Origin of the sequence: Paenibacillus sp. FSL R7-0297 (genome assembly GCF_038009025.1) — a bacterium.
GTDB lineage: Bacteria > Bacillota > Bacilli > Paenibacillales > Paenibacillaceae > Paenibacillus_AQ.
The window spans coordinates 3,212,046-3,224,184 of sequence record NZ_JBBPAQ010000001.1 but is presented as its reverse complement, the minus strand read 5'-3'; the positions used below and the strand labels follow the sequence as shown (position 1 = coordinate 3,224,184).

At 46.3% G+C, this 12,139-nt stretch carries 11 protein-coding genes; 6 read left to right on the top strand and 5 right to left on the bottom strand.

Annotation, left to right across the window (positions count from 1 at the left end):
• Positions 1–2 precede the first annotated feature (2 nt).
• The 4 genes from MKZ24_RS14055 to MKZ24_RS14040 are packed head-to-tail and all read right to left on the bottom strand — an operon-like array spanning position 3 to position 5,325.
• On the bottom strand, positions 3–1,478 hold the full coding sequence (locus MKZ24_RS14055) for a Na+/H+ antiporter subunit D (RefSeq protein ID WP_340783878.1): 1,476 nt from the start codon (positions 1,476–1,478) through the stop codon (positions 3–5).
• Positions 1,475–1,807 carry a Na(+)/H(+) antiporter subunit C gene (locus MKZ24_RS14050; RefSeq protein ID WP_042238359.1) on the bottom strand — a complete coding sequence of 111 codons (333 nt, stop codon included), beginning with the start codon at positions 1,805–1,807 and terminating at the stop codon, positions 1,475–1,477. Before MKZ24_RS14050 ends, MKZ24_RS14055 begins: the two co-directional genes overlap by 4 nt.
• Entirely contained in the window at positions 1,795–4,647 is a 2,853-nt protein-coding gene (locus MKZ24_RS14045) for a Na+/H+ antiporter subunit A (protein ID WP_340790164.1), read from the bottom strand. Before MKZ24_RS14045 ends, MKZ24_RS14050 begins: the two co-directional genes overlap by 13 nt.
• Positions 4,648–4,692: 45 nt before the next feature.
• Positions 4,693–5,325: a universal stress protein gene (locus MKZ24_RS14040; RefSeq protein WP_340783875.1), complete on the bottom strand. Its 633-nt coding sequence runs from the start codon at positions 5,323–5,325 to the stop codon at positions 4,693–4,695.
• A gap of 498 nt (positions 5,326–5,823) precedes the next feature.
• On the opposite strand from MKZ24_RS14040, the gene MKZ24_RS14035 reads away from it, so the two are divergent.
• From MKZ24_RS14035 to MKZ24_RS14020, 4 genes are all read left to right on the top strand, one after another.
• Complete coding sequence (locus MKZ24_RS14035; protein ID WP_445324189.1) at positions 5,824–6,693, top strand: alpha/beta fold hydrolase; 870 nt, start codon at positions 5,824–5,826, stop codon at positions 6,691–6,693.
• Positions 6,694–6,831: 138 nt separating this feature from the next.
• A complete protein-coding gene (locus tag MKZ24_RS14030; protein WP_042238363.1) occupies positions 6,832–7,311 on the top strand; it encodes a cupin domain-containing protein in 480 nt (159 codons plus the stop codon).
• Between the two features lie 295 nt (positions 7,312–7,606).
• On the top strand, positions 7,607–8,557 hold the full coding sequence (locus MKZ24_RS14025; protein WP_042238366.1) for a hypothetical protein: 951 nt from the start codon (positions 7,607–7,609) through the stop codon (positions 8,555–8,557).
• 124 nt (positions 8,558–8,681) lie between these two features.
• On the top strand, positions 8,682–8,918 hold the full coding sequence (locus MKZ24_RS14020; protein WP_081956624.1) for an aldo/keto reductase: 237 nt from the start codon (positions 8,682–8,684) through the stop codon (positions 8,916–8,918).
• Between the two features lie 269 nt (positions 8,919–9,187).
• On the opposite strand, the gene MKZ24_RS14015 is transcribed toward MKZ24_RS14020, so the two are convergent.
• The gene (locus MKZ24_RS14015; RefSeq protein WP_340783868.1) at positions 9,188–9,871 is read right to left on the bottom strand and encodes a hypothetical protein; all 684 of its coding nucleotides are present in this window, start codon (positions 9,869–9,871) and stop codon (positions 9,188–9,190) included.
• A gap of 193 nt (positions 9,872–10,064) precedes the next feature.
• Here MKZ24_RS14015 and MKZ24_RS14010 point away from each other — a divergent pair, with 193 nt between their 5' ends.
• Together MKZ24_RS14010 and MKZ24_RS14005 are read left to right on the top strand one after the other, a co-directional pair.
• The gene (locus MKZ24_RS14010; protein ID WP_340783865.1) at positions 10,065–10,820 is read left to right on the top strand and encodes a LytR/AlgR family response regulator transcription factor; all 756 of its coding nucleotides are present in this window, start codon (positions 10,065–10,067) and stop codon (positions 10,818–10,820) included.
• Positions 10,807–12,105: an ATP-binding protein gene (locus MKZ24_RS14005; protein WP_042238372.1), complete on the top strand. Its 1,299-nt coding sequence runs from the start codon at positions 10,807–10,809 to the stop codon at positions 12,103–12,105. Before MKZ24_RS14010 ends, MKZ24_RS14005 begins: the two co-directional genes overlap by 14 nt.
• Positions 12,106–12,139 lie beyond the last annotated feature (34 nt).

Genomic DNA, 12,139 nt, shown 5'->3' with positions numbered 1-12,139 from the left:
CTCTACTCCTTCATTATGGCTTCAATGTATAGCGCAGGTGAAGCCAATACCTCTCCAGCCTGCGATACATAAGTATACACGGACTCGGCACCAACCCCCATTGCAATCACAAGCAGCAGGAGTCCGGCGGCAACAGCCGATGCAGCCTTCAAGCTCACTTTAGGCAGCTCTTTCACAGGTTCATTTCCCCAGAATGCCAGCCTGAACACCTTCATCAGGGAATACAGCACCAGTAAGCTCGATCCTAGTCCAATTAAGGACAACGTCAGCATTCCCTCAGCCAGAGCTCCGCGGATGATCAGGATTTTGCCGGCAAACCCGCTCAGCGGCGGAATACCTGTCAGGGCAAGCGCAAGAGTAAAGAACATCCAGCCGATGAACGGATACTTTTTAATCATCCCGCCCATACTGCCTAGCCGGTCAGTTCCAGCTGCGGATATAATTATCCCGCCTAGAATAAACATGAGTCCCTTGGCCAGCATATCGTGCAGCAGATAGAAGACCGCCCCATTCAATGAATCTGCTGTCCCAACAGCAAGTCCAAAGGCTACAAACCCAACGCTGATAATGACGTTATAATTCAGAATCCGCGGGATATCCTTATACGCGACTGCCCCCAGGCTACCGAGGATCATGGTAGCAGCAGCCATCCAGGCGATCCAGGCATGGGTGAAGCCGGGATCGTTAACAAACAGCAGCGTGAAGGTGCGGATGATTGCATAGAGTCCAACTTTGGTCAGTAGAGCACCGAATAATGCTCTGACAGCCGGCGGAGGCGCACTGTATGACCCTGGAAGCCAGAAGAACAGGAACAGCCCTGCCTTTAGGGAAAATACAATCAGGAACAAAACAGCAATCACATTAAGCACACCGCCTTGTCCCGCTTCAGCGATACGCTGGGACAGGTGTGCCATGTTGAGTGTTCCTACTGCTGCATAGAGATAAGCTACCGCTGCTACAAACAGTGTCGAGGATACGATATTAATGAGCAGATATTTCGACGTTTCTCTTAGCTGAAGTTTGGTCCCTCCGAGTGAGATGAGCGCATAGGAAGAAATCAGCATAACCTCAAAGAAGACAAACAGGTTGAAAATATCCCCGGTAAGAAACGAGCCGTATACCCCGACCAGCAAAAACTGAAAGAACGTATAGTAATAGAACCGCTCCCGCTTCTCTCCAATGCTGCCGAAAGAATACAACAGAATCGCAAAACTGACGATCGAAGCCATCATAACCAGCAGTACTGCAAACATATCACCTACAAATACAATGCCATACGGAGGAGCCCAGCCCCCCATCTGCAGGGTCTGTATGCCCTCAGAGTGGACACGTGAAACCAGCAGCGCCGCAACCAGAATGTTCAGCAAACCGCTGAGCGCACTAATCACGCGCTGAAGCCGGATCTTCTCTTTGAAAAAAATCAGGATGACAGCCGTAGTCAGCGGAATGAGAATCGGAAGTACCAATAGATTGCTCATTCGTTGTCCTCCTTAATGCTGTCCATTTCATCAGTACCCAGCGTCTGATAAGACCGATACGCGAGTACGAAGTAGAAGGCGGTAACCCCAAAGCTGATTACTATGGAGGTTAGAATCAGTGCCTGCGGCAGCGGATCAACATAAGTATCCGCTTTGCCCAGTACAGGGGCTGCACCCTTTTTGAGCCCGGCCATTGTGAGCAGCAGCAGATGGACACCATGCGTCAGCAGGGAGGTTCCCAGCACAATGCGCAGCAGGCTTTTGGACAGAATCAGGTATACACCGATCGTGAAGAGAATGCCGACCGCCACCGCCATTAGGAGTTCCATTTCTTTTCCCCTCCGATCGATAAAATGATGTTCATCGTCACGCCGACTACAGCCAGGTATACGCCAAGGTCAAACAGGACGGCAGTCGCCAGCTCCGTATCACCAAGCACAGGCAGATGAAAATGGCCGAAAGCATGACTTAGAAAAGGAGCATCAAACAGGAATGAGCCTGACGCTGTTAGAATCGCCAGCAGGAGTCCGGAAGCTGTAAGCAGCCGGTAATTCACAGGGAGCACCTTGCGTACCTGATCCATTCCAAATGCGATTGAAATGAGGATCAGCGCAGCAGAAGTCATCAATGCCCCAATAAAACCTCCACCCGGATGATTATGTCCGGCAAAGAACAAATACAGGGAGAATATCAGAATAATGAGGACAATCCCCTTAGACATCGTCTGCAGAATCACGTCATTGCTGCGCAGCGGTAACGTCCCCTTCTTGGCGGGCTGGAGCGGCGGCAACTCCTCCTCCATTCTCAAATGAATCAGACCATAAATGGCCAGTGAGGCGATGCCAAGCACCATGATTTCAAACAAGGTATCAAACCCGCGGAAATCTACCAGGATGACGTTGACAACATTCTTGCCGCCAGCCAGGTTGTAGCTTTCTTTCAGGAAAAACTCGGAGATAGGTTCAAAAGGACTGGTACCCATAGCCGCCAGAGCGATCAACGTCATTGTAATACCGGCTCCAAGCGCAATGATCAGATTAGGCAGCTTAAAGCGCAGCGGCTCCCTCTGCTTCTTCAGCTTCGGTAAATACCGGAAACAAAGAAGGAACAGAATGACCGATACGGTCTCTATAATCATTTGGGTGAGTGCAAGATCCGGTGCCCGGAAAAGAACGAAAAGCAGCGTCACCATATACCCTACACCACCGGTGAATAGAATCGCGTTGACACGTGACTTGGCAAATGGAACCGCAAAGGCAGCCAGCAGCATTGCTGCTACAACAGCCGTTTCATAAAAAGACAATGAGGCATACTGCTCCATGCCGAAGCTTATGCCTGGCTGCCGCAGCAGAACTGTGAGTAAAGAAATGATGAAAAAGCTGAATATATAGAGCAGGTAATGGCGATTGGAACCTGTCATATAAGCATCGGTCAAACGTCTTGAACCATTCTCGAGCAGTCTTAGCGAGAAGTCATAGATACGGTTCAGCGTATTGCGTCCGCTTGCTTCGCGGTCCAGTACCCGCAGCCGGGTATAGATTCTAAATAACAGCGTACCTGCTGCTATAACGCCGAGGGTCATGAAGATTTCCGGTGTCCAGCCATGCCAGAAATGAATAGATACCTCAAAGGCTTCTTCCGGTGCGAGTAATCCCGTATGGATGGAAGACATTGCCGGTTCAATCAGCGTAGCAGAGACCAGGTCAGGGAAGAAAGCAAACACTACAGCAAGTGAAATTAGAATCACCGGTGACAGCAAGAGACCCAGTGGAGCTTCATGCGGAACTTTATCCAGTTTGTCTTCCCTCAGCTTGCCGCGGAAGGTCTTGAAGACAAAGATCATGCTATATACAAAGGTAAACACACTGGCAATCCAGGCAATTACCGGAAAGAGCTGCATCCAGTATCCTGAGCTCAGGATGTCAAACTCCCGGATATTGAGCACAGAGGTGAAGAACATTTCTTTACTGAGGAATCCGCTGAATGGCGGCAATCCAGCCATGGAGAACGCCCCGATCAATGCGACAGAGAAGGTGACCGGCATGAGAGACATGAGCCCTCCAAGCTTGCGCAGATCGCGGGTACCCGTCTCGTGGTCAATAATGCCCACAACCATAAACAGACTGCCTTTAAATACAGCATGATTAATGAGATGAAAGAGCGCTGCTGTAGTAGCCATCGTGTAGAAAACCGCATTCCCCGTACCGCTAAAGAAGGCTGCCGCCGACCCGAGTCCCAGCAAAGACATGATCAAGCCGAGTTGGCTGATCGTGGAGTACGCCAGTAAGGCCTTGAGATCCGTTTGCCGGATGGCTTTGAACGACCCATAGATTAGAGTTACTAGCCCTGTGACAGAAACGAGCCAGAACCACTCGGATTGTCCGGCATATAGAGGGGTGAGCCGTGCTACCAGATAGATCCCCGCCTTAACCATGGTAGCCGAGTGAAGATACGCACTGACCGGAGTCGGCGCTTCCATGGCATCAGGCAGCCAGATATGGAACGGAAACTGGGCGGATTTCGTAAAGGCACCCAGGAGAATAAGCAGCATGGACGGGATAAACATGGCACTTTCTGTCAAGGCTCCTGCCTGTGCAACAATCTCGCGGATACTATAAGTGCCGGTCATTACATAGAGCAGATTAAATCCGGCAAGCATCGCCAGACCGCCAAACACAGTAATCAGCATGGACTTCATTGCCCCATAAGAGGATCTTTCCCGGCGGTGCCAGAAGGCAATAAGCAGGAACGAAGAAACACTCGTCAATTCCCAGAATCCGTACAGCACCATCAGATTATCTGACAGGACAACGCCCAGCATTGCTCCCATAAACATGAGCAGGTACATATAAAACTGGCGGATTCCCTCCATCAGCTTATCAAGATAATAAATGGAATAGAGCACAACCAGGGCACCCATTCCGGTGATCAGCAGAACAAAGAGCAAGCTGAGTCCGTCCAGCACCAGAGATATATTTACCCCAAAGGACGGCATCCAGGTGATATTGTTTACAATAGGCTCTCCAGCCCGAATGGCTGGAATTCTCGTCAGGAAATAAATGAAGAGAGCCGCGGGAAGGGGCAGAGCGATCCAGCCCAGGTGAAACCGTTTATTTCGCTTCATCAGCAGCAGAAGCGCAGCCAGCAAAAACGGAAGCAGGATAATCATATGCAGCAAGGCTTAATCCCCCTTTCTAGTTTTGGTATAATCCGCTTAACGGGGCTTAACCCATTCGTTCTGAACAATTCTCAAATATTGCGCTTCACCGTTTTTGACGATTTTGAACAGGCCGGTATTGAAATCCGTATCGAGCTCACGGAAGAAGACCCCCTTCATGGCTTCATCTCCATCCGGTTCATCCATAAGGATATGACGGTCGCCCTCTTTGACCAGATAAGCAGAGAATCCTTGCTCATGGGACTTTTCGAGCAGCTCCGGATAACGCTGCACCGCAACGATATGAAGATCAATCGGTCCCATCCGCTCCAGCAGCTCATTGATGAAGCTTCCCCTCGTAATCTCCTGCCACAGCGTTTGGCTTGACTGTCCGAGTACAATTTGCGTTATTTTGTTATCCTTTGCAGTCTCCACAATCACATCAGCCGTTTTCTTGCCATTACATTTGCGGATCACAAATTGTCCGCCGGCCTCCTGGGTCTGTTTCTCCCAGCCAGACAGGTACTGCTGCTTCTCCCGGTTATATTCATTGTCTCCGGATGCATCTACTGTAAGCACAATCAGCGGAGCATTGAGCAATTTAGCCAATTGTCCTCCACGCTGTATTAACCGCTGCCCGTGGGGGCCATAATGCACACACACCATGATGCTCTCATTGTTCATTTCCATTTCAAAACCTCCGTGACAGTAAATTTATTCCAGAAAAAAAGCACAAAAAGAGCCCGCTGTTGGCAGGCTCCTCCGGTTAACTCCGTATACAATTATTGCAATTATATAGTCACCGGAGGAGAATGTAAAGGAATTTGCAGTGAATAATCCGGGAAGCATCAGGGGAGCCTGTGTGAAAAGGAGGAATCCCTCATGTTAATACGTAAAATAATATGCTGCATTTCCCTGTTCGCCGCCATGTTGATACTTGGCTGGAAAATGGAAAATTTATTAATTTCTCATACGGCAGTATCACAAATAAGCAGCTTTTCCGTTGAAGAATTTAGTTTCCATACCGAAAGCTTTACTGATCCGCCCCCAATCAGCGTACCCTATCTCCCCAGGGAATATGTGAGAATTAGACGTACGCTAAGATAAAGTGATTATGCTTCCCTCTGTTCACTTATTTCGGGTAAGATAGGGGTTAACCCTTGAATAGAATGGGAGCAGAGAGATATGCTGAGAAGAAGTACCCGGATATTAGAGCTAGAAAATGGGACAATCCTTGAATATACAATAGCCGGATCAGGGAAGCCCATTTTGCTTCTTCACGGTGGGCACTCCAATTGTCATGAAGAGTTTGGATACAAGAATCTGTTAGAGCAGGGCTATTCGATTATTACTCCTTCGCGGGCTGGTTACGGCACAACAAGCAAAGAACTAGGGCTTTCGTTAAATACGGCTTGTGAGGCTTATCTGCAATTGATCAATCACCTTGATGTATGTACAGTTCATGTCGTTGCTGTATCCGCTGGCGGACCCAGCGGCCTAACCTTCGCATCCCTCTACCCCCACCGCGTCAGCAGTCTTGTCCTTCAATCTGCCGTATCCAAAGAATGGCATACTCCTAAAGACACTATTTATAGAATGGCCAAACTATTGTTCCATCCGGCCACAGAAAAATATACCTGGAAACTTGTCTCCTTCTTCAGCCGTACATTTCCAAATTTCATTCTAAAACAGATGGTACCTTCATTCAGTATCCTTCCTGTACCTGAGGTCTTGCAACAGTTCAGCCAAGAGGATATCGAACAATTTATCGCCATGAATCAGCGCCAGCGCTCCGGCCATGGGTTTATACTTGATCTTGAACAGAGTGCAGCCTTTACCCCCTCCAAACTACAGAAAATTCTGTGTCCGGCCCTGATCATGCACAGTAAAAATGATAAGGCTGTTTTACCGGAGCATGCATTGTCTGCTCATCACCATATCCCCCAATCCACACTATGCCTTCTTGACTCATGGGGACATTTGATATGGCTGGGCAGTGGAGCCCGGAGCGTTGACACGGAAATGAATAAGTTTTTGAGCTCATTACCTACTATCTGAGTCTTATAATGATTACTTTCAATCAATATCTGCTTCCAGTTTTTAGGCTATAGCCCATTTTTGCAAGCTTTGCAATCTTTTATATAGGCAGATGCATATGATTAAAGTACACACTAAATCGTAAGAGGAGAATTGAGTATGTACCCTAATTCATGCAATCAAAGTTATCAGCCTCAATACTATAATAATTGTTACCCTGATGAAAAAATAAAATTAAGAGATTATGGACAATGTCCACTTGTAGTGAATATTGACCAGGCAGCACGTCAAAACCAAAATTACCGTACGGCCTTATGGACAGGGAAATATTTCCAAGTGACTCTAATGAGCATCAATGTTGGCGATGACATCGGTTTAGAAGTCCATCCGACAACAGATCAATTCATACGTATTGAAGAAGGCCAGGGACTTGTTCAGATGGGTGATAGGAAAGACCATCTAGATTTTAAAGTGATGGCCAATGATGACTATGCAATAATGATACCTGCTGGAAAATGGCACAATTTAACGAATACAGGAAACAAACCCCTTAAAATTTACGTTATCTATGCCCCACCTGAGCATCCCTATGGTACAGTTCATGAAACAAAGGCAATTGCCATGAGTGCTGAAGGGTAGTATATGTTCATACAAAAAACAATCTTATTTCGTCCCAGCCAGAGCTGTGGGCGATTTTTTTCATCTTATTACAGTGCTCACATATAAAACCACACCGCTAACGATAGGGTTAGCTAAATCTGGTAATATCCATCTGAAGCATTCACAAAGGTCAGCATGATCGATAACGGTTAAATAACTTGAGCACCTTGGTAGACAGGCTATCCATATTGGCAATGCAGAACGTATTCGCCGGGATTTTATGATACATTATTAATGATGCGCTGCACGAAATGCAATGAGAATGGAGAATAGAATGAGAAATTTCACGAATGATACCGCCCACAAAATATTAGCCAACGAAATTAGCGTAGAAACATTATTACAACAGTATCCGGAGTATCAGGCGGAGGTACTACAAGAACTAAGTATACTGAAAAGCACCAGGAATTCTAATCTTATCCCTGCCATTCTTGATAAATATACGGCAAGTGCAAAGATGGCCAATCATAAAATTTCCAAAAGCGGCTTCAATGAAAAAACCGTAAATGCCTTTCTGCCTAATGTGATTAAGGCCCGGTTTGCCATCCATCTGCTGGAGCAGCTAAATATAACGGCGTCTTCAAAAACTCCTGCCGGAAATGTAAAGTTCAACCTCTGGGACGGCGTGATCTTACAAAAGCTTTTATTCAAAAAGGGGCTTGAACGAAAGCCGGTTTCTCTGGGCCTGTTCAGGATGTGTTGGAGGATTCTCCTAAATAAAAAGATATTAATGCCACTTGTCAATAAAAAAGGCATCTATTGTTTCTATTCAAAACCTTTAATTAACGAACTCTCAAGCTTGATAGGCGATAAAAAATGTCTTGAAATAGCTGCAGGCGATGGTACGTTAACCAAGTTTTTGAACCAAAAAAACATCAACTGCACAGCAACAGACGACTATAGCTGGAAGCACTATATCGATTACCCCGGCTTCGTGGAACAGGCAGATGCCAAAGCTGCCCTTCATAAATACAGTCCGGTAGTAGTACTCTGCTCTTGGCCTGTACCCAAAAACCCGTATGAAAAACATGTATTTAAAACCGATTCGGTTGACTTATATATCGTTCTTGGCACAAAAGATCCTGCGGTGACTGGAGATTTCGACGCTTATTACAGCGCGGATAAGTTCACCATGGAGCTCAGCGAACGATTGTCCTCCCTCCTGTTACCCCCTTCGCCTGATAATGCTGTTTATATTTTCAGGCGGAAATCGGTTACCTCCTAGGATCGAAGCTTCAAAGTGACGCTGCAGGAATGATCTTCTGCAGCCTGACTTCATTCATATATTTCAGCATGGGTATGGTAAATGTTAAAAAAGGCTTTTGGTCACTTTTTGAGTTAAATGTTCTATTTTCGGCATCAACAAAGGTGAGAACTTCCAAAAGAATATTAAAATCGTTGATAAACTAGCGGAAATCGCCAAAGAAAAGAACTGTACGGTACCTCAACTAACAATTGCATGGACAGTAGAAAGAGGCACATTGCCGATTCCTGGTACGAAACGCCGTAATTATTTGGAGGATAATATCAAGGCACTTGACCGTATTGATGCTGTTAGTCCAAATGCATTTGGTGGTCGTTATTAATGTAATCGTCAAGGAGACTACGAGGCTTCTCTCAGTTATCTGCACCTTCTATTCCATCCATCCTGACCCTAATCACGTCGATGAGCCCTACAGGTAATTTCCCTTTGATTGTTTTCCTGTAAGATATACGTTCTTGTATAGGCTCCGTTTTTCGGGCGGGTCGCCCGACATCGCCGCCACCTCTGGTTCACTGCATTCCGGGCTGGACTTTGCCTGCAGGCCCCTCGGATTCTTCCTCATGGAAGAACCCTGTCTATCCGAGCAACCTTTTAATTTCTTTCAAGTGTCGCCAAGGAAACCATTACCCAGGGAGAAAACTTATTGGATAAAGTGCCCTTAGGATTGTGTATCCGGAAAAGAAAAGCTTCCCCCGCCTGATTCTTCCATACCATGTAATCCACAACTCCTTTATCACCTGTAGCCTGCAAATACAATTCTGCAAACCCGAGCGGATGTTCAACCAATTCCCCGCTATAATCTTTAGCACTGCCTGTAGCGGAAAGCTCAGTTTCACCTTGTTGCTTCAGCGCAGTGAGATCGTATTCAGAAGCCAAGCTTTCAATTTCCGCATAGTAGGCCGGATCCTCCGTAAGTGATAAACGGTTAGTCTGTACATTCAATGTGAAATCCCCAGTGATATATAGGGAGTATCCATCACCTTGCTCCAGTGTAGCCGTTTGCCCGCTAACCCCGCCCTCCTGTTCACTGAATTCCCGGGTCTCTGGCCGTTCAGAGGTCTGAGGATCAGTAGGGTCAGGAGCGGCAGACGCCGCCTCCGTGGCTGAAGGAGTGGCCGATGGTACAGGAGTGGCTGTAGCTTCGGCCACAGGCATAGTCGCTGCACTTGTTGCTGTTGGCTCTGTCTCATTTGTAGCTTCATTGTTGCTGCACGCGCCTAGAATTGAGGCGGATAGAATAATAGTGGCAGCTGCCGTAACTAATTGTTTGTTCATTGTATACCTCCTCCATCTGGATAATAGTTATTACCCAATATCTACAATCTCCCCCCAGAGCCCGCATCCGTCTGCATTCCAAGGATTCCATTTTGCATTTGATCCCCATGGTTGTTTGTTCTCTTTAAAAATGCTATATACTGTTGTGAATCTATTTATAGGACATTGCGCCGGAACGAAAGGGGTGGCATTCATGTATAGAGTAGCGATATGTGATGATGAGGAGAAGCAGCGAGAGCTTGTTAAGAGGACTCTGATAGGCTTATCCATCAAGACAAATATTGAATTCGAGATAGAGTTGTTTCACTCGGGCGAGCAACTGGCTGCTCATTTTGAGCGTGGCGAAGCGCCCTTCCATATTCTTATTCTTGACGTGGAGATGGGTGGAATGAATGGGATTCAGACGGCACGGAGAATCAGGGAGCTGAAGCACTTTGATGAACAGATTATTTTCCTTACCAGCTACCCTCAATATATGGTGGAGAGCTTCGATGTCATCACATTCCAGTATTTAATCAAACCGGTAGCGCCTCTCCTTCTGGAAGAGAAGATCGCCAAGCTATGCCAATATTTTCAGGCCCAAGATAAGAAATTCATGGTCATTAAATCCGGTTATGATGAAGTTGTATTAAGATATGATGATATCCTTGCGATTGAGGCTGCCAAAAGCCTAACGATAAAAAGCAAGCTGCATGTGATCACCGAAGCCCAAATCTATGAGAGCAAGGGTATTATTGCAGATTATGCCGCAGCTCTAAAAGACAGTAACTTCCTGCACATCCACCGTTCGATTATTATCAACCTGCTGCATGTGAAGAAGTTCGCCAGCGGCTCCGTTCTCATGTCGAATGGGATGGAGCTTCCTATAGGCCGGTCCAAGATCAAAGAGGTTAAAGATTACTACACCAAATTTATGATCATGAAGGGTAATTCGTATGATTCTATATAACCTGCCTATAGTCCTCTGTGTGCTGCTGGTGATGTGCTTTCAAACCAACTTTTTCTTCACTTCCGTCTTTGACAAGTCCGCCAGGAAGACTAACCGGATCGTTTACTTCATCATTTACGGTTTGCTTTGTTTTATCTATTTAGTCATTCCGATGAATTCCTATGCAGCCTCTTGTGTCGCATTGCTGATGATCTTTGGTTTGGCGCAATCCTATGAGGTGGAGATTAAGACCAAGGTCATTTTTTCTATCCTGTATGCGGTTTTGATGACGATGGTCAGTTTTATCTCGCTTTATATTTTCTCAACCTTGGATGCCATAGATTTCACTACCCTGGATTCGGGTAACGGGCAGGACCGGCTGACCTTTACGAAGGCGTTAAGCCTTAGCTGTGTGATTATGTTTGCTGTGATTCAGGTGATCAGATTCATTTCCAAACGCAGAAGCTTCTCTTTGCCTTACCGCTACTACATTTTCTTCTTGATCGTCCCCCTGATCAGTATCTATCAGATCAATGTACTTACTGTCACCAGTGAGAAAAACATCTATTATTTCATGGCAATTATCGGATTCCTGTTCCTGAATGTGATGGTCGTCTATATTTTCGATACGATTATTGATAAATTTCAATTCATGCATGAGAATACGCAATTGCAGCACCAGATGAATTATCAGGATGCGAATTATGAGAAAACGGTGCACAGCTTCAAATCCATTAAGCGGATTATTCACGACACCCACCAGCAGTTTCTCTACATTGAAGAATGTATTAAACGTAATGATTCAGCGGCGGCACTGGAGCATATCAGCGTTACCTTAAATAAAGTCGAGGACGCCTACCAGCGGGTGAACACCGGACATCTCGTTATAGATGCGCTTGTCACGAATACCCTTAATATTGGACAGGCCAACGGGATCAGAATGGATACCAGGCTTCAGCTCTATTCGCTGGAAGTGAATATTGACCGTTATGACCTATGTGTCGTTCTTGGAAATATGCTGGATAATGCGATAGAAGCCTCTAAGAAGGTTAGGGTGGCAGAGGACCGGTACATGCTCATCCAGATTCATTCGAATGAATCGGCGCTGTTCATCCACATCCTTAATCATATGGACAAAGAGACCGCCCCCTTGCACAGCCAGAAGCCGGACCCGGAGTATCATGGCATCGGCTTAACCAATATAGCCAGAATATGTGATAAGTACGGCGGCAACATGACCATCGAGTCCGGACATAAAGTCTTTAACAATATGGTCGTCCTCCCCTTTCACACGGACAATCCTTAGACAATACTATTGTTTAGGGATTGTTTTTTTCGTT